This window comes from Rhodoglobus sp. G.S.23 (genome assembly GCF_056675935.1).
This window is the reverse complement of record NZ_CM155237.1, coordinates 387647-411705: the sequence shown is the minus strand read 5'-3', so window position 1 is coordinate 411705 and position 24059 is coordinate 387647. Positions and strand designations below refer to the sequence as shown.

Annotated in this window: 26 protein-coding genes and 1 riboswitch; of the genes, 16 read left to right on the top strand and 10 right to left on the bottom strand. The window is 60.5% G+C overall.

Annotated elements, in window-relative coordinates; translation table 11 throughout:
• Positions 1–42 precede the first annotated feature (42 nt).
• The 4 genes from AC1ENN_RS02000 (at position 43) to AC1ENN_RS01985 (ending at position 4475) form a co-directional block, all read left to right on the top strand.
• Positions 43–1257: an ROK family transcriptional regulator gene (locus tag AC1ENN_RS02000; RefSeq protein WP_449648466.1), complete on the top strand. Its 1215-nt coding sequence runs from the start codon at positions 43–45 to the stop codon at positions 1255–1257.
• Positions 1254–2330, top strand: a complete 1077-nt coding sequence (locus tag AC1ENN_RS01995; protein WP_480391637.1) for an ABC transporter substrate-binding protein — start codon at positions 1254–1256, stop codon at positions 2328–2330. The genes AC1ENN_RS02000 and AC1ENN_RS01995 overlap by 4 nt, the downstream gene beginning before the upstream one ends.
• A gap of 76 nt (positions 2331–2406) precedes the next feature.
• Complete coding sequence (locus AC1ENN_RS01990; protein ID WP_449648468.1) at positions 2407–3231, top strand: ATP-binding cassette domain-containing protein; 825 nt, start codon at positions 2407–2409, stop codon at positions 3229–3231.
• Complete coding sequence (locus tag AC1ENN_RS01985) at positions 3228–4475, top strand: sugar ABC transporter permease (protein WP_480406561.1); 1248 nt, start codon at positions 3228–3230, stop codon at positions 4473–4475. Before AC1ENN_RS01990 ends, AC1ENN_RS01985 begins: the two co-directional genes overlap by 4 nt.
• A gap of 94 nt (positions 4476–4569) precedes the next feature.
• Here AC1ENN_RS01985 and proC read toward each other — a convergent pair whose 3' ends face one another.
• The gene (gene proC / locus AC1ENN_RS01980) at positions 4570–5397 is read right to left on the bottom strand and encodes a pyrroline-5-carboxylate reductase (RefSeq protein WP_480406560.1); all 828 of its coding nucleotides are present in this window, start codon (positions 5395–5397) and stop codon (positions 4570–4572) included.
• Positions 5398–5420: 23 nt separating this feature from the next.
• On the opposite strand from proC, the gene AC1ENN_RS01975 reads away from it, so the two are divergent.
• The gene (locus AC1ENN_RS01975; RefSeq protein WP_480406559.1) at positions 5421–6383 is read left to right on the top strand and encodes a cation diffusion facilitator family transporter; all 963 of its coding nucleotides are present in this window, start codon (positions 5421–5423) and stop codon (positions 6381–6383) included.
• Between the two features lie 17 nt (positions 6384–6400).
• A complete protein-coding gene (locus tag AC1ENN_RS01970) occupies positions 6401–6778 on the top strand; it encodes a hypothetical protein (protein ID WP_449648472.1) in 378 nt (125 codons plus the stop codon).
• A gap of 24 nt (positions 6779–6802) precedes the next feature.
• On the opposite strand, the gene AC1ENN_RS01965 is transcribed toward AC1ENN_RS01970, so the two are convergent.
• Complete coding sequence (locus AC1ENN_RS01965) at positions 6803–7234, bottom strand: nucleoside deaminase (protein ID WP_480406922.1); 432 nt, start codon at positions 7232–7234, stop codon at positions 6803–6805.
• 64 nt (positions 7235–7298) lie between these two features.
• On the opposite strand from AC1ENN_RS01965, the gene upp reads away from it, so the two are divergent.
• The 3 genes from upp (at position 7299) to AC1ENN_RS01950 (ending at position 9787) form a co-directional block, all read left to right on the top strand.
• The gene (upp, locus tag AC1ENN_RS01960) at positions 7299–7931 is read left to right on the top strand and encodes a uracil phosphoribosyltransferase (RefSeq protein ID WP_010205346.1); all 633 of its coding nucleotides are present in this window, start codon (positions 7299–7301) and stop codon (positions 7929–7931) included.
• A 345-nt stretch (positions 7932–8276) separates the two neighbouring features.
• Positions 8277–9065, top strand: a complete 789-nt coding sequence (locus tag AC1ENN_RS01955) for a winged helix-turn-helix domain-containing protein (protein ID WP_449648474.1) — start codon at positions 8277–8279, stop codon at positions 9063–9065.
• Between the two features lie 86 nt (positions 9066–9151).
• Positions 9152–9787: a pyridoxamine 5'-phosphate oxidase family protein gene (locus tag AC1ENN_RS01950; RefSeq protein ID WP_480391635.1), complete on the top strand. Its 636-nt coding sequence runs from the start codon at positions 9152–9154 to the stop codon at positions 9785–9787.
• Positions 9788–9889: 102 nt separating this feature from the next.
• Here the strand turns inward: AC1ENN_RS01950 and AC1ENN_RS01945 are convergent, their stop codons facing one another.
• The 4 genes from AC1ENN_RS01945 to AC1ENN_RS01930 form a co-directional block, all read right to left on the bottom strand.
• The gene (locus AC1ENN_RS01945; RefSeq protein ID WP_449648476.1) at positions 9890–11422 is read right to left on the bottom strand and encodes a PTS ascorbate transporter subunit IIC; all 1533 of its coding nucleotides are present in this window, start codon (positions 11420–11422) and stop codon (positions 9890–9892) included.
• 42 nt (positions 11423–11464) lie between these two features.
• The gene (locus AC1ENN_RS01940; protein ID WP_449648477.1) at positions 11465–11740 is read right to left on the bottom strand and encodes a PTS sugar transporter subunit IIB; all 276 of its coding nucleotides are present in this window, start codon (positions 11738–11740) and stop codon (positions 11465–11467) included.
• A gap of 27 nt (positions 11741–11767) precedes the next feature.
• A complete protein-coding gene (locus AC1ENN_RS01935) occupies positions 11768–12220 on the bottom strand; it encodes a PTS sugar transporter subunit IIA (protein WP_480406558.1) in 453 nt (150 codons plus the stop codon).
• A 109-nt stretch (positions 12221–12329) separates the two neighbouring features.
• Positions 12330–13526: an ROK family protein gene (locus tag AC1ENN_RS01930; RefSeq protein ID WP_480391632.1), complete on the bottom strand. Its 1197-nt coding sequence runs from the start codon at positions 13524–13526 to the stop codon at positions 12330–12332.
• 110 nt (positions 13527–13636) lie between these two features.
• Between AC1ENN_RS01930 and AC1ENN_RS01925 the strand changes: the two genes are divergently transcribed.
• Positions 13637–15667: a transketolase family protein gene (locus AC1ENN_RS01925; protein ID WP_480406557.1), complete on the top strand. Its 2031-nt coding sequence runs from the start codon at positions 13637–13639 to the stop codon at positions 15665–15667.
• Between the two features lie 69 nt (positions 15668–15736).
• A riboswitch (guanidine-III (ykkC-III) riboswitch) is annotated at positions 15737–15800 on the top strand.
• Between the two features lie 9 nt (positions 15801–15809).
• The gene (locus AC1ENN_RS01920; RefSeq protein ID WP_449648481.1) at positions 15810–16133 is read left to right on the top strand and encodes a DMT family transporter; all 324 of its coding nucleotides are present in this window, start codon (positions 15810–15812) and stop codon (positions 16131–16133) included.
• A gap of 34 nt (positions 16134–16167) precedes the next feature.
• Here the strand turns inward: AC1ENN_RS01920 and AC1ENN_RS01915 are convergent, their stop codons facing one another.
• The 4 genes from AC1ENN_RS01915 to AC1ENN_RS01900 all read right to left on the bottom strand — a co-directional run bounded on the left by AC1ENN_RS01915 (position 16168) and on the right by AC1ENN_RS01900 (position 19243).
• Positions 16168–16815, bottom strand: coding sequence for a hypothetical protein (locus tag AC1ENN_RS01915; protein ID WP_449648482.1), 648 nt, complete (start codon positions 16813–16815; stop codon positions 16168–16170).
• 106 nt (positions 16816–16921) lie between these two features.
• Entirely contained in the window at positions 16922–17311 is a 390-nt protein-coding gene (locus AC1ENN_RS01910; protein ID WP_480406556.1) for a GNAT family N-acetyltransferase, read from the bottom strand.
• Positions 17312–17896: 585 nt separating this feature from the next.
• The gene (locus tag AC1ENN_RS01905; protein WP_480406555.1) at positions 17897–18787 is read right to left on the bottom strand and encodes a mechanosensitive ion channel family protein; all 891 of its coding nucleotides are present in this window, start codon (positions 18785–18787) and stop codon (positions 17897–17899) included.
• Positions 18788–18904: 117 nt separating this feature from the next.
• Positions 18905–19243: a hypothetical protein gene (locus AC1ENN_RS01900; protein WP_480406554.1), complete on the bottom strand. Its 339-nt coding sequence runs from the start codon at positions 19241–19243 to the stop codon at positions 18905–18907.
• 98 nt (positions 19244–19341) lie between these two features.
• On the opposite strand from AC1ENN_RS01900, the gene AC1ENN_RS01895 reads away from it, so the two are divergent.
• The 5 genes from AC1ENN_RS01895 (at position 19342) to AC1ENN_RS01875 (ending at position 24056) form a co-directional block, all read left to right on the top strand.
• Entirely contained in the window at positions 19342–19803 is a 462-nt protein-coding gene (locus AC1ENN_RS01895; protein WP_480406553.1) for a MepB family protein, read from the top strand.
• Positions 19804–19833: 30 nt separating this feature from the next.
• Positions 19834–21282: a cryptochrome/photolyase family protein gene (locus AC1ENN_RS01890; RefSeq protein ID WP_449648487.1), complete on the top strand. Its 1449-nt coding sequence runs from the start codon at positions 19834–19836 to the stop codon at positions 21280–21282.
• A 266-nt stretch (positions 21283–21548) separates the two neighbouring features.
• Entirely contained in the window at positions 21549–22106 is a 558-nt protein-coding gene (locus AC1ENN_RS01885; protein WP_449648488.1) for a hypothetical protein, read from the top strand.
• A gap of 101 nt (positions 22107–22207) precedes the next feature.
• Positions 22208–22909 (top strand): metal-dependent transcriptional regulator, encoded by a 702-nt coding sequence (locus AC1ENN_RS01880; protein WP_449648489.1) that lies wholly within the window; start codon positions 22208–22210, stop codon positions 22907–22909.
• A 106-nt stretch (positions 22910–23015) separates the two neighbouring features.
• The gene (locus AC1ENN_RS01875) at positions 23016–24056 is read left to right on the top strand and encodes an iron ABC transporter substrate-binding protein (RefSeq protein WP_449648490.1); all 1041 of its coding nucleotides are present in this window, start codon (positions 23016–23018) and stop codon (positions 24054–24056) included.
• Positions 24057–24059: the final 3 nt, after the last annotated feature.

Sequence of the window (24059 nt, the reverse complement as noted above, 5' to 3'; positions counted from 1 at the left end):
GTGGACTGATTCTCTTGCCCCGCCTACCTGTATCTTGATTCAGTGAGCAAAATACGGGCGACCCCGGGGTCGCAATCTTCGCTCCGCGAAGCTAACCGCGCTCGCATAGTCGACGCGGTGAAGCATCACGGTGGGCTCACCCAGATCGAACTTGCCGGCGTCACCGGTCTTTCTCCCGCAACAGTCTCCAATATCGTCAAGGAGCTTGCGGCTGCCGGGGTTGTGGCGACGAACCCGAGCACACGCAGCGGTCGGCGCGCCCATCAGGTCACCCTCGCTCGCGCCCTTGGCCTCGTTGCTGGCGTGCACTTCTCTGAACGGCACATGCGGGTTGCGCTGTCTGATGTGGCTCACACCGTAGTTGCCGAGCAGCACATGCCCTTGGCTAAAGACCACCGTGCTGACAATGAACTCAATCGTGCCGCCCAATTGATTACCGACATGCTTGAGTCGGTTGACGCCACTCATGATGAGATTCTGGCTGTTGGGCTGGCGATGCCCGCGCCCATGGACAGCTCGAGCGGCATCATCACGAGAACAGGCATCATGCGCGGGTGGGATGGTGTTCCGGTCGCTGAGTCGTTGGGCATCCGTCTCAATAGCCCCGTTTATGTCGATAACAACGCCAATTTGGGTGCGCTAGCGGAGTACCGTTCTGGTGCGTTGCGCGGCAAACCCAATTCTTTGTACGTCAGTGTCGATGAGGGAATTGGCGCTGGACTCATTCTTAACGGCGCCGTATTCCGCGGCCACAATGGCACCGCTGGCGAATTTGGGCACATGGTGCTCAACGAAAATGGAGCCCTGTGTCGGTGCGGCAACCGTGGCTGCCTCGAAACGCTGGTTGGCGGTCAAGCCATCATCGAGTTGGTGCGGTCCGGGCGTCGCGGGCTCAAGCTGCATGATGTTGTCGTGAAAGCGATTGGCGGAGATGCTGAGTGCATCCGTGCCATTGCTGATGCCGGACGTCACTTGGGTGTCGCCGCGGCAAACATTTGCAATGTTTTTGATCCGGATCGTATCGCCGTTGGCGGGGAGCTCTCGCAGGCGGGAGAGCTCTTGCTCGGTCCGATGCGGCACGCAATGGAACGAGCTGTCATCGTTGGCCCAGAGCGGGCCGCCGACCTCGTGCAAAGTCAGCTTGGGGCGCGAACCGAGCTTCTTGGCTCGATCGCCTTCGCCATTGATCAGCTCACCATCGGGGCAGATTCGGTGACCTCTTCGGCTGTTCCGCCAGTACCGGCTGCTGCACCATGACGGCCGCGCGGTTTCCGAGGTTGGCCAAAGCCATCGCCTCGCTGATGTTTGTCGCCGTGTTGCTGAGCGGATGCACGCTAGTTGACCTGAATGGCGCTGGTGCTGAGTACCGCATCGCGTTGTTGCTTCCGGAGTCAAAGACGGCTCGCTACGAAGCCTACGACCGACCATTCTTTGAGGCGAAGATCGCTGAACTGTGCCCGAAGTGTGAAGTGGTTTATGCCAACGCCGATCAAGATCCCGCGAAACAGCAACAGCAGGCCGAATCTGCGTTCGCCCAAGGAATCAGCGTTCTCGTGCTCGACCCCGTTGATTCATCTGCGGCCGTGACGATTGTCGCTTCAGCGCAATCCCGCAAGGTTCCGGTGATTTCCTATGACCGCCTGATCGGCAGTCCAGAACTCGCGTTTTGGGTGTCATTCGACAACGAGAAAGTCGGTTCGCTTCAGGGAAAAGCTCTCGTCGAGAAGCTCGCTGATCAGGGGCTCTCCTCTGGCAACATCGTGATGATCAACGGGTCGCCAACGGACAATAATTCGAGGCTCTTCAAAAAGGGCGCGCACAGCGTGATCGACGGGAGTGCGTTCACCGTCATTGCCGAATTCGACACTCCCGATTGGAGCCCAGACAAGGCTCAAGAGTGGATGTCGAGCCAGGTCACGCAGTTCGGTGACAGCCTCGTTGGCGTCTACGCCGCAAATGACGCGACCGCTGGTGGTGCCATTGCTGCGCTCAAGGCTGGCGGGGTCAGCCCGCTGCCGCCTGTCACCGGGCAGGATGCTGAGTTGACTGCGATCCAGCGGATAGTGAGCGGCGACCAGTACATGACGGTGTACAAAGATCTCAAGCGTGAAGCGGAGATCGCCGCTACTCACGCGGTTGCCTTACTCAATGGCAAGACCCTTGTGGGGCTGAGTGAAGAAACCAACGGAATTCCCACGACCCTGTTAACGCCCGTCATCGTCACGATCGACAACATCATGGAGACCGTCGTTGCTGATGGTTTTTACACGGTTGAGCAGATTTGCACTCCCGAGTACGCCCAGGCGTGTGCGGCAGCGGGGATTCAGTAATGGCACACGACATCAGAGCTGAACTGAGCGGCGCTGCTACGAGGACGAAAGATTTGAGCACGGAAGAGAGCACTTCATGACCACAGTCACACCGACTAGTTCTGACGACGAGCCCATCCTTTCGCTGCGCGGCATCAACAAGTCGTTTGGCGCGATTAGAGCGTTGACCGATGTCTCTCTCGATATCTATCCCGGCGAAGTTGTCGCCATTGTTGGTGACAATGGCGCGGGCAAGTCGACTCTGGTGAAAATTCTGGCTGGCGTGCACCCGGCGAATTCGGGCACCATCACGCATTACGGTGATGAGGTTTCCCTTGCCAACCCCACGGATTCCCGTGACCTTGGCATCGCTACGGTGTTTCAAGATCTGGCACTGTGTGACAATCTCGATGTCGTTGCGAACCTCTTCCTGGGGCGTGAGCTGGGAACGCGCGCCCTCGATGAGGTCGAGATGGAACAGCGCACGTGGGAGTTGCTGCGGCAACTTTCGGCGAAGATTCCGTCGGTGCGAACCCCCGTCGCCGGGCTCTCGGGCGGTCAACGCCAGACGGTCGCAATTGCGCGATCACTGATCGGCAATCCGTCCATCGTTGTGCTCGACGAGCCGACAGCGGCACTTGGTGTTGCCCAGACGGCCGAAGTATTGAACCTCATCGAACATTTGCGGGAGCGCGGGCACGGCATCGTGCTCGTCAGCCACAACATGGCCGATGTGCAAGCCGTCGCCGACCGCGTGGTCGTGTTGCGGCTTGGTCGAAACAACGGTGATTTTCCTGTCGCCGACGTGACCTACGAAGACATCATTGCCGCGATCACCGGCGCAACCGACAACGCGGTGACACGACGCGCAGGCCTGCAAGGCGCGATCTTTACTCGCGCCAAGGAAGGACTCAGCTCGTGAGCGACACCAAGCCCCCGCCACCAAGCAACAGCACTCCAGCGGTCGAACTCGCGCCCGCTGTTGGCATTGCCGAGACGTGGGCGGCGTTCCGTTCCCGCGTCAGCGGGGGCGACCTTGGAGCGATTCCGGTGGTCGTCGGGCTTGCCATCATTTGGACTGTCTTTCAGATTCTGAATCCGACATTCTTGTCGAGCGCCAACCTCGTCAACCTCGCAATGCAGTCTGCCGCGCTCGGCACCATCGCTCTTGGCGTCGTGCTCGTGCTGCTTCTCGCCCAGATAGACCTCTCCGTCGGCTCCCTCTCCGGACTTGCGGCCGCGATACTGGCAGTGACTTTCACCCAAATGAGCTGGCCCCTGCCCCTCGCTATCCTCGGCGCTCTCGCCGCTGGCGCACTGTTTGGCTGGTTCTACGGCTTCCTGCTGACCCGATTCGGCGTGCCAAGCTTTGTCATCACTCTGGCGGGCCTGCTCGGAGTACTCGGGCTACAACTGTGGGTGCTCGGCCGCCTCGGATCGATCAACATTCCCTTCGACTCCTGGATCGTGCAATTCGCCCAACTGATGTTTCTCCCCGCGTGGCTCTCGTACCTGCTCGCCGCCCTCGCAACCATCGTTTACGTTGGCTCGCATCTCTCGCTCGCCAACCGACGCCAACGAGCCGGACTGCTGCCAGAGCCACGCACCACCATCCTGCTGCGGGGTGGCCTCATGATCGTCGCGCTCCTGTTTGGAGCCTGGTACCTCAACCTTGACCGCGGCATCGGGCTCATGTTCCTGCTGTTCATCGTGCTCGTCATTGCCGTCGACTTTGCGCTCAAGCGCACGCGCTGGGGTCGCTCCATTTATGCGGTCGGCGGCAACGTTGAAGCAGCCAGGCGTGCCGGCATCCGGGTTGATCGGGTCTACATTTCGGTGTTCATGGTTAGCGCAACGCTTGCCACCCTCGGCGGAGTTCTCGCCGCATCACGCTTGGCCGCCGCGAACCAGAGCAGCGGCGGCGGCGACACCAACCTCACCGCAATTGCTGCAGCCGTGATCGGCGGAGCTAGCCTGTTCGGCGGTCGCGGCAGCGCGTGGTCTGCTCTGCTCGGAATCGTCGTGATTCAGTCGATCTCCAGCGGCCTCACGCTGCTGAGCCTCGACTCATCAGTGCGCTACATGGTCACGGGAGCTGTGCTGCTACTCGCCGTGATTATCGACTCGCTGTCGCGTCGATCACGCGCGCTCCACGGCCGCTTTTAGAAGCGGCCGCAGAGTCGCGATAGCGGCGTCGTGCCACAGAACGTCCGGTTGCCAGAACGCTGGGTTTCCAGAACGCTGGCTAGCGGGCTGCTGGTTAGCCGGCAGCGAGTTCCTTCGCCCGAGCCAGTGCTGCGGCTGTGGCGCGGTCAAAGATCGACTTGAGGTCTGCGGCCTGCAACTGCTCAACGGCACGCTCAGTGGTCCCCTTGGGGCTTGTCACTTGCTTGCGCAGCTGTTCGGGAGAGCTGTCGGATGCCGCAAGCAGTGCTAACGAACCCTCAAACGTTCCCGCAACCAACGTCAACGCCTGCTCCGGGGTGAACCCGAGATCGATGGCGGTGCGGGTGAACTCTTCAAGAATCAAGAAAACGTAGGCTGGGCCCGATCCCGATACCGTGCTGAGCGCATCAATCTGCGACTCAGGCGTTTCGACAACAGCACCAACCGTCTCGAAGACGGCACGCGCAATAGCAATGTCGTCTTCGGTTGCCCGCGATCCGGCACTGAGGCCAGTAACCGCTTTACCGACGATGGCGGGAGTGTTGGGCATGGCACGCAACACAACGTTGTCGACAATGGCTTCCATCCGGGCGGTTGTCACACCGGCAGCAACGCTGACAACAATCGCGTCTGGTTCCAAGAACGGAGCAAGATCCGTCAACGTATCGGGAATCATGTGTGGCTTAACGCCGAGCATGACGACCTTCGCGCCCTTCACCGCCTGAGCATTGCCGTCAGGCGTGTTTTCCAAAGCGAATGATTCAACGCCAGCGGAGCGCACCGCCGCGGCCTTTGCTTCACTGCGATTAGTGACGCGGATGCCCCCGGTTACGGTCACCGAAGGGTCAATAAGACCCTGCAGGATGGCACCCCCCATTGATCCGGCGCCGACAATTGCAATGCTAGGAAGAGAAGTAGTCACTTGAACATCCTAGGATTGATCACATGAGCGCGTCAGGCGGAAACAAGGCAATCATCGCGGCACTGTTGGCAAATGCCGGAATTGCGGTAACAAAATTCGTTGCATTCCTCGTTTCGGGTTCAAGCTCGATGCTTGCCGAGAGCGTGCACTCCCTCGCAGACTCCGGCAATCAGGTGCTACTGCTGTTGGGCGGCAAGCAGGCAAAGAAGCACGCGGATGCCGAGCATCCATTCGGCTATGGCCGCGAGCGCTACGTCTACGCCTTTGTGGTGTCGATCATCCTGTTCTCGGTCGGTGGCGTGTTCTCGCTGTACGAGGGCGTCAGCAAGCTGCAGAATCCGCATCCGCTTGAGCAGGCGTGGCTGCCGATCACCGTGCTCCTGATCGCCATCGTTCTTGAGTCGTTCTCGCTGCGCACCGCCGTACGGGAATCAAATCTGGTGCGCGGCAAGCAGAGTTGGATCGCATTCGTGCGTCACGCTAAGGCGCCAGAGTTGCCCGTTGTACTTCTCGAAGACGTTGCAGCCCTTCTCGGACTCACCTTTGCACTCTTCGGTGTTGGACTCACGATCATCACCGACGACTCGCTGTGGGATGCCGTCGGCACGATCGCCATCGGAATCCTCTTGATCATCGTCGCGATCATTCTCGGCATCGAAACCAAGAGCCTTCTCGTGGGAGAAGGCGCAACGGTCGCGCAGCGCAACCTCATTCGCGACACCATCAACGCGCACCCCGATGTTCGCTCGCTCATCCACATGAAGACGCTCTACCTGGGCCCAGAAGAACTATTGGTCGCCGCCAAGATCGACTTCGGAGCACTCTCCCGAGTCTCGGATGTCGCAGCAAGCATCGACAGCGTCGAACGAGAAATCCGTGCAGCAGAACCCATGGCGCGCGTGATCTACATCGAGCCAGACGTCTACCGTCGCCCCACCGAATTTGCACCACCCACTGATGCGATCGTCATCAAGGGCAACGACTAAAGAAAGTATCGGAAACCATGTCTCTTTTCGCCATAATTCTCGTCCTCCACTTCCTCGGACTCTCGCTGATTATCGGCGCCTTCTTTATTCAGCTAGGCCGCAAGCAAGGGTTCCAGTTCGGAACCATGCTCATCGGTGCCATCACGCAGCTCGTCACTGGACTTGCAATGGTTGGCCTCGCCGAAGCAAGCGGCGATGGCGACCTCAGCTACACCAAAATCGCCGTGAAGACCGTCTTCGCCGTCGTCGTGCTGGTGGCCGTCATCATCGCGCAGACACGCCAGGCGAAAGCCCTTTCCGCCGGAACCGCCGAAAAGAAGGCCGTCATCCCGTTCATGCACATCGCCGGACTAGGCGCTCTCATCAACGTTTTCGTTGCGGTGCTCTGGCACTAGAGCCCTAACGTTGGGGCCGGTTGACTAGCGGCGGGCCTCAAAAAAGTCCGTGAGCAGGGCAGCACACGCTGCCGCGCGGATGCCAGCAACAACTTCAACCTTGTGCGGAAGCCGGCGGTCACGCAGCAAATCATTAACGCTGCCCGATGCGCCGGCTTTTTCGTCCCACGCCCCAAATACCACGCGCGGGATGCGGGCCTGCAGAATCGCGCCAGCACACATCGTGCACGGCTCAAGAGTGACCACGAGAGTCATCGAGTCGAGCCGCCACGAACCGGTGGCCGCGGCAGCAGCCCGGATCGCCACAACCTCGGCGTGCGCCGTGGGGTCGCCCGTAAGCTCCCGCTCATTGCGCCCAACGGAGACGAGATTGTCGTGCTCATCGAAGACGAGAGCAGCGACAGGAACGTCAGCAGAATCGGCCGTGAGCTTCGCCTCGGCGATAGCCCGCGTCATCCACTGATCGAACTTTGTCACGATCGGTTCTCCTATAGGTCCTGACCTCAAGTAGATTTAGCCTATGCGAGTTCACGTTGCCGACCACCCGCTCATCACGCACAAGCTCACCGTGCTGCGCGACAAGAACACCGCGGCCCCCACTTTTCGGGCGCTGACGGAAGAACTTGTGACCCTGCTGGCCTACGAGGCCACTCGCTCCGTGCGGGTCGAAGCGGTCGAAATTGAAACCCCCGTCACCAAGACCACGGGTGTCGCGATCAGCTCACCCAAGCCGCTTGTTGTGCCCATCTTGCGCGCCGGGCTCGGAATGCTCGAAGGCATGGTGAAGCTCGTTCCCACCGCCGAAGTCGGATTCTTGGGCATGGTGCGCAACGAAGAAACCCTGCAACCAGACACCTACGCCGAGCGACTACCCGACGACCTGTCGAACCGCCAGTGCTTTGTACTCGACCCCATGCTGGCCACCGGAGGTTCGCTCATCGCTGCCATCCAGTACCTGCTCGACCGTGGGGCAACGGATGTCACGGCCGTCTGCATCCTCGGAGCGCCCGAAGGTCTCGCCGCCGTCGAAAAAGCGATGGAGGGCCGCGATGTCACGATCGTCCTCGGTGCCCTCGACGAACGCCTCAACGAGAACGGCTACATCGTGCCAGGACTCGGCGACGCTGGCGACCGACTCTACGGTCTCGTCTAGCCCCAAATTTTCCGCGCCCAACTTGACAGAGGCGCGCTGCATGAAACATCATTGCAACCATGACTGTACAAACTCGCGACCTGACCGCCCTCGTGGCTTCCAGGGCCGCTAGCGCGATGCTGAAGAGCGCTGCGGTGGCGGGCACTGCGCCTGTAAGTGCGGCTTCGTGTTGTCGAATGTGTGCCTAGTCGGCCAACCTGCGCCGGACATTCTCACCAGAATGAATGTCCCCAGATTTTCGTCCTCATAACGGCGACTATCTAGCTCGACACACTATTTTTTTCCGAAGGATCACACCCTCATCATCAGAGGCCCTTCACCCCTTATCCAAGGATTTCTGGACCCATGTCACTCGCAACCATCGAACGTACCCCTCGCACCTCTTTCGCTCCGGCGGCCCCCGCCCCTGCGCCAACTCACACGGCGGCTCGCGAACTGTCGCTTGCCGTGCAACCAGCCCGCAACCCTCGCACGGCGGTAGCCCCGGCGCCTGCTGCTCCCGCAACGGAGGCACCTCGCCTTCGCGCTGTTCCTCAGGGCACCGAAGCTCGCGGCTTCGTGCTCTACGTCGGAATCGACGAGCTGAAAGCCGCCGCCGCAGGCACCGATCTCAGCGCAATTGTTGAGCAGCTCAAGCTCCTCACGCAGCAACTCGTACCCGGCTCTGAAACTCACGCCGCTGTTGCTCTCGCCCCGGTGGGTGCTGGCGGACGCGACGTTGACGTTGTTCGCCTCGCCCTTCAGGACCCCTCAGCTCTCGCTAAGCACCGCCAGGTGGAAGAGCCAGAGGAAAAAGAAGCCAGCGGCGTCATCGTTGATCTTTCACGCAAGCGCGTGCTCATCGACGACGAACCAGCAGCGCTCACGTACAAAGAATTCGAACTCCTGCAGTTCCTGATTCTGCGCGAATCACAGACCATCGCTCGCGCTCAGCTGATCTCGACTCTCTGGTCTGCCGAAGACGACGAAGCGCCAAACGAGCGCACGATCGACGTGCACATCCGTCGCCTGCGCTCCAAGCTCGGTGCGTACGAAGATGTTGTTCGTACGGTTCGTGGCATCGGGTACCGCTACGACCGTCATCCGGATGTCTCGGTGCGCTTCGCCTCGACGCCCAGCCCCGACTTTATCTAGGGCGCACCGCTAGCCACTAACGGCACACACTGGACCACTCCGGTTCGCTGTGGAGGTTCAGCGCGGCCCCGTGCCACACTGACCGAATGAGCAGAACGAATGCCACTCGGATGCCCGAACTGATGTCACAGGATCGCGAAGCGTTGAACGCGCTGCTCGATTCCACGATCGTCGGCACGGTCGCGTATGTAAATGACGATGGCACGCCAGGGGTCATACCGACTGCGGTTGCTCGGCTTGGTGATTCGCTCATCGTGCACGGATCGACCGGCTCGCGGTGGATGCGCCTCGTCGCCGGATCCCCAGCGGCAGTGTCCGTCACCTCGCTCGGCGGGATCGTTGTAGCCCGATCGGCATTTGAGTCATCGCTGATCTATAGCAGCGCCGTGCTGTTCGGATCCTTTCAGGTACTTAACGGAGATGAAAAATCTGCCGCACTCAACGCGCTAACCGACAAGCTGATTCCCGGTCGCCTTAGTGAAGTTCGCCCAAACAACAAAAAAGAACTCGCGGCGACCCTCGTGCTCGCGCTGCCCATCGCGGAATGGTCATTGCGCACCTCCGACGAGTGGCCAGAAGACACCGACGACGATATCGCCGGTGATGCATGGGCCGGCCACGTGCGATTTGGCGCGGCCCCAGCGACAGTTATTGATGCCCCTGATCTGCGGTCGGGCATCCACGCACCAGGGTCGGTTCGAGCACTGCACGACCACGGCTGACGGGCAGCAAGCGATTGACAGAGAGTAGGCGACCAACAGAAAAGGGCGCCACCCCCGAAGGAATGGCGCCCAGTCGAGCTACCCGAAAGCTCGACTCTGCGGTTAAGCCTGTGTTTCTACAGTGGGTTCAGCAGCAGCCTTTGCTGCCGCTTTCTCCGCTGCCTTCTCCTCTTCAGCTTTCTCAGCCTCGATAGCGAGCCACGCATCACGCTTGGCTCCCGGCACCCAACCCGTATTGACGACACGGATCTGGAAGATGGATGCCACAACTACGAGCACGACCGCGATCGCAATGGTCAGCACCACTCCCACTGCCGGCACACCGCTCAGCAGGCTGACGCCGATGAGAGTTCCGAACCAACCGAAGTCGGCATCGCCGAAGGTGCTGTTGGCGAATCCGAGCTCGCCGAGCACGAGCAGCAGGATCGCCGGCAGAATCGTGATGAGAACACCGTTGACGAAACCACCAACGACAGCACCAATTCGTCCACCAGTTGCGTTGCCGTAGACACCGGCACCACCACCCGTGAAGAAGTGCGGAACCATGCCGGGCAGGATGAGCGCCAGTCCGAAGACCGGGCCAAGCCACGTTGCCAGCAGTGCAAGCGAGATGAGTCCACCGAGGAACGATGCGAGGAATCCGATCAGCACAGCGTTAGCAGCGAAGGGGAACACCAGCGGAATGTCGAGGGCCGGCTTGGCCCCAGGAACAACCTTTTCGGCGATTCCCTGGAACGCAGGAACAAGCTCGCCGAGGATCGTGCGCACACCATAGAGGATGATTGCGACACCAACACCGAACTGCAGGGCCTGAGCAAATGCGGCCATGATGTAGGCACCGGCATCCGCGGATCCGAAGACGTCAAACGCTTCTTGTTGCGGCAGGGCGATGAGGCCCCAGACGGCGAAGACCATGTAGATGAGCACCATCGAGATTGCGGTGGCGACCATCGAGTCACGCAGGAACTTGAGGCCCTGCGGGAAGTTGATCTTCTCTGTGGAGTGACTCTTCTGACCGGTTGCCTGACCTGCAGCACCGGCAGCGATGTAGCCGAGGGTTCCGAAGTGGCCGATAGCGATCGTGTCGTCGCCCGTGATCTTCTTCGTCCACGGGTGAGCGAATGCCGGCATCACGACCATGATTACGCCGAGCAGCAGTGCGCCGATCAGAATGACGAGCCAGTTGAGGTCTGGACCGAAACCAACGGAAAGCACAACGCTGAGCAGCAGCGCCATGAACACCATGTGGTGACCGGTGAGGAACACGTACTTGAGCGGCGTGAACCGGGCAAGGGCGAGCATCACGATGAAGCCAAGGGTGAGAACGTAGGCGCTAGTAGCCCCGTACTCAACCGAGGCGAGGGCCGTGATGACCTCGTTGGTGGGGATGACGCCCTGAGCTCCCGTGACCCGGAGGATGAGGTCGCCGAGTGGGTTGAGCGAGCCAACCACGACTCCGGCTCCAGCACCCAAGATCAGGAATCCGAGTGCAGCCTTGAGGCCACCGCCAATTACGGCTCCGGCTGGCCGCTTAAGAGCGATGAGACCGACCGCGGTGATAATTCCGACGAGGTACGCCGGAACGTTGAGGATCTGTTGTCCGATAAAATTCAGGACTACAACTAGCCACTCCATTGTGTTCTCCCTTGAGGTTGTTAGTTAGTGAAAGGTGAAGCGTTATTCGGGCAGCGCTGCCTTGAGCTTTGCGGTAATTTCTTCGAGGTCGAAGAAGTTGTCGATGATGATGACATTCGCCGGAACGTCACCAATCTCCGGGGCGAGTTCTTCCGAAGTGAGCACAATTTGAGCGTCGCGAGCCATACCGCGGGCAACACCGATATCGGCAGCCTCAACATCGGCGTCAACTCCGAGTGTGCGAAGAACCTTTTCTGCATTCATTTTCAGGAGAACGGATGTACCGATTCCCATTCCACAGACCGCAACGATCTTCATGTGTGTGCCTTTCGCTATCGCAGTGGGCTACTGCGTGGTCTCTCGGATGAGTGCCCGGAGTTGTTCAGGGGTTGTCGCCTCGAGGAGGCGGTCGATGTCGCCGCTGAGTACACCGGCAAGATTCGACATGGTGGCGAGGTGAGAGTCATGGTCGACAGCCGCGAGTCCGACAACGAGCCGTACGGGGTCGTTGGCGGAGTGACCGAATTCGATCGGGTTAGCAAGGCTGACCCAGCTAATTCCGGTCTTCAGCACGGCAGGAGAGGGTCGGGAGTGCGCTAGCGCGATGGACGGCGCGATCACAATGTAGGGACCAAGTTCTTCAACAGCGCGAATCATTTCGGCCGTGTATTCGTCGGTGGTTGATCCCGTTGCCGTGAGGGCATCACCGGCGAGGCGAACGGCGGCCCGCCAGTCGCTGGCTTCTGCGCGCAAGACGATCGCGTCATCGCTCAGTTCGTCTGCCAAAGTTTCGCTCACTGCATCCTGCTCTCTCGCCGGCCATTCGCCCCGTCGCTAAATGACAGCGGTGGGCGATTGCGAGCCTAGTCCCCCAACGGGACTTATGTCTACGAATAGCCCTAAGTGGCTATTTCTCGCCATACTTCTCAAGCGAGGCACCAGCTTCGCGCGTCAAACGACTGATGCGGTCAGCCTCGAACAGGGCATCTTGCGCAATAAGCGACGCCCCGACAATTCCTGCCTTGTGACCAAGCCGCGCCGGAATAACCACGAGATCCCGCCGGGAAAACGCTGTAGCGTCGCGAAGGAGACGCTCGCGAATCGGATCAAGGAAGATCGCACCGGCATGCGCAATGTTGCCGCCGATAACGACCGCCGATGGATTCAACAGAGCTACCGGATCAAGCAAAGCCTCACCGATCTGGCTACCGGCATGCTCCAATATTTGGGAGACCGCCTGATGGCCGCTGGCCGCGAGCGCGACAATGTCAGCACTCGTGCGCACCGAAGTGCCGAGCGCGCTCAGCTCGCGTTTGATCGCACGACCGCTGGCCACCGTATCGAGGCATCCGACTCGACCGCACAAGCACTCCTCTTCGCCGCCGGCGGGTGAGTGAGCCAAATCTCCCGCTCCACCACGGCCACCGTGATAAACACGGCCGTCGAACACCAGGCCACAACCGATACCCATACCGACCTTCAGCACGATCGCGTCGCTGTATTCAGGCCACCCCAACCGATGCTCCCCCACCGCGAGAATGTTCACGTCGCGATCGACAGCGAACACCGCTCGGTAGTCGTCGGGAAAATAGTCCTTGACGACGACATCCGCCCACTGGGCATTGAGCTGCGGCGAAGCGATGCGGCCGCTCACCGGGTCGACGGGGCCGGGCACGCCAACACCGATGCCGCGCACGTCGATGCGCGATTTGCCGAGCAGCCCGAGCATGTGGTCAAAGACCTGGCAACTCCAGTCGAAGATGTCATCTGGTCCGTGATCGAGGCCGATATCCGCTTCATCCTCAAGGAGGATGGTGGATACGAGGTCGGTGATCGCGAGTCGCGAGTGTGATCCGCCGATGTCCATTGCCAAAAGTAAGCCGGCGTCTTTATTGACGACGAACTCTTCTGGCGGGCGACCACCACGAGAATCGGATTGGCCAGCGCTGACGATAATGCGAGCGTTAAGCAGTTCATCGAGCCGACGGGCGAGCGTAATTCGCGACCAGCCAAGCTGCACGATGAGGTCGGAGCGAGTTGTCGCCTCTCCAGAACGGATGAGGTCAAGCACGACACCAGAACCCGTTGAGATCACGTGCGCCATAGCTTTGTCCTCCGCATTGTGACCAACCCTCGGGGAAAGTCTACTTCGTGACTGTGCAGATCTTTCTGCACACGTTGACTTTAGTACACTTGTAGACCAAAGTGTCAGGTATGTCAGAAACCGGCCTCCCCACTCTCGAAAACCTCACCTCCGCTGAGGCAGACGCCGTGCGCGCCGCCATCGCCATCCCCGCCCACGTCGTGCAGGCCAAGGGCCACGGCCACGGCGGAACAGCGATGGCGCTCGCACCATTGGCCCACGTGCTCTACCAGCGAATCTTGCGCCACAACCCCAGCAACCCCGAGTGGCTCGGCCGTGACCGACTCGTTCTCTCCGCCGGACACGCCAGCCTGCTGCTGTATGTGCAGCTGTTCCTGACGGGCTACGGACTGGAGCTCGACGAATTGGCCAAAAGCCGCACCCTCGATAGCCGCACCCCCGGACATCCGGAACTCGGCCACACCCCCGGAATCGAAATGAGCACCGGCCCGCTCGGCCAAGGAGTCGCCTCGGCCGTGGGGATGGCGTTGGCTTCCCGCCGCGAGCGCGCCCTGTTCTCGCCAGACAATGACCTGCTCAACACCACCATTTGGGCCATCGCCGGAGACGGCTGCATGCAAGAGGGTGTGAGTGGTGAGGCGTCGAGTCTGGCCGGCACCCTCGGGCTCGACAACCTCGTCGTGATTTGGGATGACAACAACGTCACGATCGATTCCACGGGCGAAGCGGCTTTCAGCGAAGACGTGCGCGCACGGTATGCGGCCTATGGCTGGCGAGTGCTCGAGATTGCCGACGCGAGCAACCTCGACGAAATCGAGAGGGTGCTCACCGAGGCACAATCCCGGGATGGTCGACCAACGTTTGTGGCCCTGCGCAGCGTGATCGGCGCACCCTCAACCGAGTTCTCTGGCAAGCCCGCCGCCCACTCCGGCGGTTTCGGTGACGACGAAGTCACGGCGATCAAGACCTCCTTGGGCTTTACTCCGGATGCCCCGCTCGAGGACCTCGTCACGGATGACGGGCTGTGCTTTGCTCGCGGAGCCCTCACCCGCGGCCAAGCGCTCGAAGATGAATGGAACGCGGCACTTGGCACCTGGAAAGCTGCCGAACCTGAGGCTGCGAGCGCGTGGCGCGCCTTTCGGGCTCCGGATGCTGCCGCCGCCCTCACAGCGCTGAACGAGATTGAGCTTCCCGCCACAGGTACACCATCGGCCACCCGTAAACTCAACAGCGTCGCCCTCAAGGCACTGCAGAACGTGTCATCGCTCTGGGGCGGATCGGCGGACTTGGCGGGATCTACCGGGGTCGATGTGCCCGGCTCCGCCGTGACCGCGAGTAACCCTGGCGGCGAATTCATCCGCTTCGGGATTCGTGAGCACGCCATGGCAGCGATACTCAACGGCATCGCAATACAGGGGCCATGGCGACCGTTTGCGTCGACGTACCTCGTGTTCAGCGATTACATGCGGCCGAGCATCCGTCTCGCTGCATTGATGCAGTTGCCGACGGTTTATGTGTTCACCCACGACAGTGTTGCCGTTGGTGAGGATGGGCCGACACATCAGCCTGTTGAGCAAGTTGCCTCGCTGCGCACTGTGCCCGGGCTTGATGTGGTGCGCCCAGCGGATGCCGCCGAAGTGGTGTCCGTGTGGAAGCGCCTCATTGCGCAGCCTCTCGGCCCCACGGCTCTCGTATTCTCGCGCCAGGATGTTCCGGTTCTGCACGAACGCGACGACTTGGATGCCAAGGTCGCCCACGGCGCTTATGTTGCGTGGCAGCACGGCGACGGTCTCGATCTCGCGCTCATCGCTACCGGCAGTGAGGTTTCGCTTGCCCTTGAGGCGGCAGAAGCATTGGCTGCGGATGGCGTTGGGGTGCGGGTTATTTCGATGCCCAGCGTTGAGTGGTTTGCCGCGAGCGATGCTGCGTACCGCGAGTCTGTTCTCCCTGCTTCCGTTGCTGCCCGTGTTGCCGTTGAGGCCGGACGCGGTGATGGGTGGTACCGCTGGGTGGGACTTGACGGTGAAGTGGTTAGCGTTGAAGATTTCGGCGAATCCGGTTCAGGGGCGCAGGTTATGGCCCGTCGCGGGATCACGTTAGAGGCTGTGCTGGCGGCTGCTCGCCGCACGCTGGGCAACTAGGGTCGCCCCTCAGACGCTGAGCAACTGCCGGCATCCCTGCCAATGTGGGCCCGCTTTGATACGGTAAACAGGTAGCCGCACACACGGCTCCCGACGACGGATCAGTACCGGGTTTGCGCAAAGACTGGCCAAGGAGACCATCGTGTACTGGCTTGTTTTGATTCTTTCTGGCGTGCTCGAAGCCGTGTGGGCTACCGCCCTCGGCAAATCGGAGGGCTTCACGAAGCTCTGGCCGACCGTGATCTTTGGTGTCGCGATTCTCGCCAGCATGGCTGGCCTCGGCTACGCGATGCGCGAAATCCCCATCGGCACCGCCTACGCCATCTGGGTCGGCATCGGTGCTGCGCTCACCGTGACGTACGCCATGGTGTTCGGCGGTGAACCCATCTCGTGGGTCAAGATTCTGCTGCTCATGGGGCTCGTCGGCTGCATCGTCGGGCTCAAGCTCGTCGACTCGGCGCACTAGGTTTTCTTCGCTACGGCTGGCAGGTTGTGCGATTTCAGCGTGTGACGTGCACGACCGCGGCGATGAGCCCCAGCATGGCCGCCAAGTCGAGGGCGCCCCACGAGAAGATTCGCCGCCGTTGTCCTACACGCACTCTCCACCACAAGAGACCCACTACCGCGATAAGCAGTCCTGGCCACCACGTGACCGAAGCGACAAACTTCACTTCGTCAGCGCGATTCTCAAGACTCGACGCGAGGACGCCAAAGCCTGCGGTACCTGCCGCATAGCCGGCAACGACGGAGAGCACGATGAACGCGCCACCCGCCAAGACGAAGAGGATGCCACCATAAAGTTGGTCCCAGCCAGGCGGGAGGTGTCTAGTGCTGAGGGCGTCAGGTTCCCTTAGCGGTCTCGCTCTCCACTGACGAGTGCTGATGACATTGACGAATGCGACGCCGATTGAAACGACAGCGGCAAGACCAAGAACCGTCCAATCGGGAACCCCCGTCACGAAGAGTGCGATTGAGTTGGCCACGATGAAAGCAGCGAGACCTAGCGGCCCCAAGCAGACCACAACTAAGGCAATGAGCATCCAGCCGTGAATGATGCCGCCGATCGCGAGCCAGGCTACGACGACCGCGATAACGCCTGCGCCGATGACATAGCCGACTTGCGCGGGCCGACGATCCACAACCCCCATCGCTAGCATATTTGAGAATAACCCAGACATGCCTGCGGTGCTACCCGGCAGTCTGACTAGTCGCTGCTCCACTGACGCAGCGGCAGAGAAAATTCTCACGCCAGCCTTAAGCTTCCCTTGCGACAACCCACCGATGTTTTCCGATCATGCGATCTTTTACGAAGCCTAGGGACTCATAGGTGGAGAGCGCTCCGTTGTACAGGAAACCGGCGGGCACTGCGGCGGCATCCTCCGGATAGCCCTCAACTCGACCTCCTCCCAGCTCGGCGATCAGATCAAGCGCCCCAGCCAATGCCGCCGCGGCAACGCCCTCACGGCGGTGCCCCTTGCCGACGTAACAGCACGCGATTCGCCAATCCGGTGGCGTGGTGAGCTCACGCTCATACGCAGCGCGACTCTTGATGCGCGGTACCTCATCCGGGGTGCCGAACTGTGCCCAACCCAGACAATCGTCGCCATCGAACACTAGAGAAGCATGCGCTGTGCCTGCCAACACGCGTTCACGTTTGCGTTCGCAGCGCTCCGCCGGTGCGGCAAATTTATCGGCACCCTACGCATGGAAACCCAAACACCAGCATCCGCCAAAGATTCCGTTATTGAACTCAACGAGTGAAGCGAAGGCATCCCACGTGGACGCATTCAGCGGTCGAATCGTGAAACCCATCTCAAGTCCCCTACATGTCAGTGGTGTCAGCGTACGACGCTCGGCACGAGATAGCACCGACGAATACCACCTGACTGAAGCTATTGATGAGCGCACAATCTGCGGACTCGTGTTGTCAGTGCAGAAAGATAGTTCGACCAACTTCCGCCAAAAACCTAGGGGTAGACAGACTTTTCTGGAGAATTTCCAAAAATAACGGAACGGTAACTAGACAGCGTTATCTTTCCGTTATACATTCATAGAGCAGAAGTTGTTTGCTGTGGCAGCTACTGCGGAATGTGATTGCAGGACACTCTTGGTGCAAAGGGAGAGGGTCGGTTTCATGCCTCTGAAACCGGCCCTCGAACTATTTAAAACGAGTTCCCCTGCGCGCTCCAACAATCCCGCAATAGACCAAGAGCCGCACGGCGCTTGCTTCTAGCGGCCGCCCTCGGTGTGGGTCTCCCCCGGATCAATCATGATCTTCTGAACGGGGAACGGCATCTCAATGTCGGCCGCAGTTAGCGCCCGTTTGATCGCCTCAAGAACCTGATCTTGCGCCTCAACTGCTTCGCGACGATCCGGTGGGCTGATCCAGAAGCGAACCTCAAGGACAACACTGAAATCGCCGAGCAGATTCACGAGAACCTCCGGTGCCGGGTCCGTGACGATGCCCGACAAAGTCGCAATCGCCTCAAGGATGGCGGCACGAGCATCCGCAATGCTTTCGTCATAGCCAATCCCCACCTCAACGCTGAGCCGGCGAGTCTCATACGCCGTATTGACGACAACCCGTTTCGTGTAGAGCTCACTATTCGGAATCACCACCACCCGATTGTCATAGGTGCGCAGCAGCGTTGCACGCACCAAAATGTCCACAACCTCGCCCTCATGTTTCTCCGAAACGATCTGGTCGCCGATGCGAAATGGCCGAGTAAACAGAATCAGGATGCCGGCAAGCAGGTTCTGAAAAATGTCGCGGAACGCGAACCCAATCACCACACCGCCAACGCCCAGAGCTCCGAACAATGACGCCGGGGTGATGGTGGGAAAGATCACCGTGAGCGCGACAAGCAGTCCAAACGAGAGAATGCTCCAAGCCGTAAGCCGGCTCAGCACCATCTGAAGTCCGCGCGGCCGACCAGCCCGCAGTATAGCCAGCCCCACGAGCTTGGCTACCACCCACGACAGCGCCCAAAAAATGAGGAACACCACAATGCCGATAATTACATTGGGGAGAGCAAGAAGCAGGGAGGAGAAAATATTCTCCACACGCTCAATCACATCACCGAAATCGACCGACTCCTGTCGCAGACCAGATCTTGTCATCGTGCGGCAACCCCTCACTCGAAACACCGCCATCGACATCGACGACTGTTTTGCGCGAGTCTACGCCCCCAGCAACACCGCCCCGCAGGCGCCAACCATCTGATGTGACGGGCACCGCTAAAAGCCGAAAAGCAACACCACCACCACGAGAACAGCCATCAGGGCACAGTCAACAATCGCCCACGGCAATAGTGGTCTTCTCGTCTTCGACCGGATGATCCAGATCGCGAGCCCCGCCAACGCCGCCGCGAGCCCCGTCCACCACGCGACACCAGCCACGATAAGCGCCTGGCTATCCCACACAACGGGAACGACAGCAGCAACCTGGCTCGCCATAATCGTCGCGGTACCCGCCAGCACGCAGAGCGCCATGAATCCGCAGCCGGCAAAGACAAAGAGCAATACACCGAATACTTGATGGTGCTCATTCAAGGTGCCGTCGGCACGGGAAGTCATTCCCTGAGTATTGCCCAGAACACGATGCTCCGCCAGCCCGTACCGAAAGCAATCGCACGCACTGCGACATAGGCTGACACGACACCTGAACCGAACGGATGACCGTGACTACTGTTCCGCTGCATCCCGACATCGCGCACGCTATTCGCTCACTCGGCAACCTCTTGCCCGACAGCACACAACTCGTGGCTGAACCCGACAACGGCGTGTACGGTGCATTCACCACGAGCCCCGCCCACACCCGATACCGGGTCGCGAAACTCACCCCCACCAAACCCGGGCTCTTCGTAGCCGTCTGGCGCCGACACACTGATGGCACTACTCAACCATTTCGCAGCAACGATGGCACCCAGCAACTTGTCGTGGTCAGCCGCGACAGCAGCGGCTTCGGCGCCTTCGTCTTTTCCCTCAGCGTGCTGATCGCCCGCGGCATCGTCTCAGTCGACGGGCATGGCGGCAAACGCGGCTTTCGCGTGTACCCGCCGTGGGCAGACACCCGCAACAACCAAGCCCAGAACACCCAGCAGTGGCAATGCGAGCACTTTCACCTGCTCAGCTAAATAGTCAGCCGCCGACCCTAGAGTTGAGGCGTGAGCGGAAACCAGAATCAGCCCTCCATCGTGTGGCTGCGCAACGACCTGCGACTAGCCGACAACCCTGCGCTAACGGCGGCCGCGAGCGAAGGCCGACCGCTTGTTGTTGTTTACATTCATGACGAAACCGGCGACGGCATCCGCCCGCTAGGCTCGGCAAGCAAGTGGTGGCTGCATCACAGCCTCACTGCTCTGGATGCCGCCCTGCAGAATCTGGGCGGCCAACTGACGCTGCGTCACGGCCCGGCCGCGCAGGTGCTGCCGACGCTCGTGGACGAGCTCGGCGCCGCCGCGGTGCACTGGAACCGCCGCTACACGGCAGCCCGCGATATTGACGCGGGCCTCAAAACAAGTTTGCGCGAACAGGGCCTCACGGTCGAAAGTCATCAGGGCAATCTACTGAACGAGCCGTGGCACATCCGCAATGGGCAGGGCGAGCCGTACAAGGTCTTCACCCCGTATTGGCGTGCGGCGCAAGATAGTCCGGTGCGGGATGCACTGCCGGCGCCAACGAAGGCCGAGCTGAGTTGGCCAGCCGCCTCTCCCGTGAGCGACGACCTCGCCGACTGGAACCTTCTGCCCACGCGCCCTGACTGGGCCGAGGGACTGCGCGAGACGTGGACTCCCGGTGAGGCGGGCGCGCTCGATCGGCTCGAGAACTTCGTTGCCGAACGCCTCGCCGACTACCACCGGCGCGATGAGCCTGCCGTCGACGCAACGAGCGGACTCAGCCCACACCTGCGGTTCGGGGAGATCAGCCCCACCCAGATCTGGCACCGGCTGCGAGGCGACGGCAGCAACTCCGGCAACGGCTCCGCCGACGTGTCCACCGCCGCCCGCAAGAACGTCGCCAAATTCCTCAGCGAAATCGGCTGGCGTGAATTCTCGACTGCGCTGCTTTTCGACAACCCGCGCCTCGCGACCGACAACTACCGTCCCGCCTACAACGCCTTCCCCTGGGGCTACACCGTCGACGAGATCGGCGGCGTCGACGCACCGGCAGGCATAAGCGAGGTCGAAGCGTGGCGCCGCGGCCGCACCGGCATCCCCCTCGTCGATGCCGGGATGCGCGAACTCTGGAATACCGGCACGATGCACAATCGCGTGCGCATGGTCGTCGCGAGCTTCCTCATCAAGAATTTGCTCATCGATTGGCGAGCTGGCGAACAGTGGTTTTGGGACACCCTCGTTGACGCCGACGAGGCCAGCAACCCCGCCAACTGGCAGTGGGTTGCCGGATCCGGTGCGGATGCCGCCCCCTACTTCCGCGTCTTCAATCCGGTCTTGCAGCAGAAAAAGTTCGACCCCACGGGCGAATACGTTTCGTGCTGGATTCCCGAACTCGGCACCGACGCCTATCCCGAACCGATCGTCGACCTCGCCGAAACCCGCCGCGAGGCCCTCGAGGCTTACACCGCAGTGAAGGCTGCCGCCGCCTCCGACTAGGCACGCGGATGCAGCACTGCATTCACCACTAGGCGTTTCGTCAGACTCCGCTCAGTTGACTGCCAGCTAGTGAAACTCCCCCGGAATCATGCGGATCTAGACGACACAACCGACCCAATCTGCACCCCAAATTGGCCACTTTCGAACTTTTTCGAAATGACCCCCAAACCGGTTACAGGCGCGCTCCGGAGTACTCATTGCGGCTCGGGAAAGCCTCGAGACGCAGGGCCTCCACGGAGACCAACAACGTAAGAAGGAGTTCAGAAATGAACGCATTCACGAAGAAGACCACGATCGGCGCAACCGCTACAGCAGTAGCACTGATCGCAGTTGGAGCCGCAGCTCCCGCCATGGCAGCAACCGGCGACAGCGACTCCTCGACGAAAGGCTACTCCTACTCATCTTCCAGCAGCACTGACATTCCGGTGCTGATCGCGCCTCAGGTTGGCGACGTTGACCTTCTGCGCAGCGACGTCCTCGGTGGCGACATTCTCGGCGGCGGCATCCTCAACGGTGACCTTCTCAACGGAAACGCTATCGCGTCAGGCAACGAAGTGAACGCTCCTGTTGCTTCGGGCAACGACACCGCAGTGGGAAACGTTAGCGATTCCGCCAACGTGAGCGACATCGCCAACGGCACCAACGTCTCTGACGTCGTGGACAACGCCACTCAGGTGACCGACGTTGTCGACAATGCAACCGACGTAGTGACCGACGTTACTGACGGTGCAAACGTTGACGACATCCTCGATGGTGTTATCGACACCGACGACCTCATCGGTGACATCACCGGTGACCTTGGTCTCGACGGAATGTTCAACTAACTTTCTCGACCCGCTTGCCCCCGCCCCCTGTTCTCCGGGCGGGGGCAAGCGTCGTTAACTACGTCTAGCCGTAGTTGAATCTTCGGCTCTAGACTTGGCGCATGTCGGTCACGGAGCTCTCGGTCAGTACCCAGAACTACTTGAAGGCTGTGTGGGGTCTTTCGGAGTGGTCCGACGTCCCCGTCACCGCCACGGTGATCGCCGAAAAGACCGGCCTAACTCTCTCGAGCGTCTCGGATGCCGTACGTCGCCTCACCGATCAGGGCTTCCTTGACCATGCTCGTTACGGTTCCATCGCGCTCACCGATGTCGGCCGTGCTCACGCAGTGGCCATGGTTCGCCGCCACCGTCTGATCGAATCTTTTCTGGTGAGCGTGCTCGGCTACGGCTGGGATCAGGTTCACGATGAGGCCGAAAACCTCGAGCATGCAGTCTCGGATTTCATGGTTGAGCGCATCGACGAATTTCTTGAGCACCCGACCCGCGACCCGCACGGCGACCCCATCCCGAGCGCTGATGGCACCGTGACGATTCCGGATGCCGTGCAGTTGAGCCGCATCGCCCCCGGTAGCACCGTGGTAGTCGAGCGCATCTCCGATGATGACCCCGAGCTGTTGAAATTCTTTGAAGAACGCGGCATCGTCTTTGCCGCCACCCTTGCGGTCCGTGCGGGCGCGCCGTATTCCGACGCCCTCGACGTCACAGTTGGTGGGTCCGATAACGCAATCAGCTTGGGTCGCACTGCTGCCGACGCACTCTACGTCTCCGGCGGAACCATGACGCCAAGCACCGCCACGAGCTAGCGTTCAGCACGCTTGCGCTCCCCTGCCAAGATGCTCAGCGGGCTACAACAATCAGGATTACTTAGGATAGCCTTATCTAATCTTGCACTCCTGAAAGGCTCCAGTTTTGAGAAAATTCCTGACCATCACCGCGACACTTGCCGCCGCGAGCCTGCTACTGAGTGGATGCACGAGCACCAGCGGCACCGGTGACGAGTCCGGGGTTCAGGACGCCAGCGAAGACGCACTGGTTGTGTACAACGCCCAGCACGAACAGCTCACCGAAGAATGGGTGAAAGAGTTCACCGCTCAAACGGGAATCGACGTGGTGCTTCGCCACGGCGGTGACAGTGAACTTGGCAATCAGCTTGTTGCCGAAGGTGATGCTTCGCGCGCCGATGTGTTTCTCACCGAAAACTCCCCCGCCATGTCTTTGGTCGAAAATGCTGACCTGCTTGCACCCGTAGACCCTGCAACGCTCGATCTGGTTCCGGAGCGGTACCGGCCAGCTAGCGGACTGTGGACGGGGATCGCGGCGCGCTCGGCTGTCTTCGTCTACAACCCCGAGCTTCTCGCAGAGTCTGACCTCCCCACTTCGATCTTGGATCTGCAAGATCCGAGCTGGAAAGGAAACTGGGGCGGGGCCCCCTCTGGCGCAGATTTTCAGGCAATCGTTTCCGCGATTCTGGAAACCGAAGGCCCTGATGCGACGGCCGCATGGCTCTCCGGGATGAAAGCAAACGCGACGACCTTCCGCAACAACATAGTCACGATGAAAGCGGTCAACGCTGGCGAGATCGCCGGCGGCATCATCTACCACTACTACTGGTTCCGTGATTCTGACTCCGGAGGAGAAAACAGTGGCAACACCAAGCTTCACTACTTCGGCAATGAGGACCCTGGGGCCTTTGTCAGCATCTCCGGTGGTGGCGTGCTCAAATCGAGCAAGAATGCCGACAACGCCCAGCAATTTCTGAAGTTTATCGCCGGCGTTTCGGGGCAAACAATTCTTGGCGAAGGCTACAGCTTCGAATACCCGGTTGGCAGCGACGTTCCCGCAAAAGCGCCGCTACCCAGCCTCGATTCTCTTGATGCACCCATCATCGACCCGTCAACCCTCAACGGTCCCGAGGTTCTCGACCTCATGATGCAAGCAGGGCTCCTCTGAAGA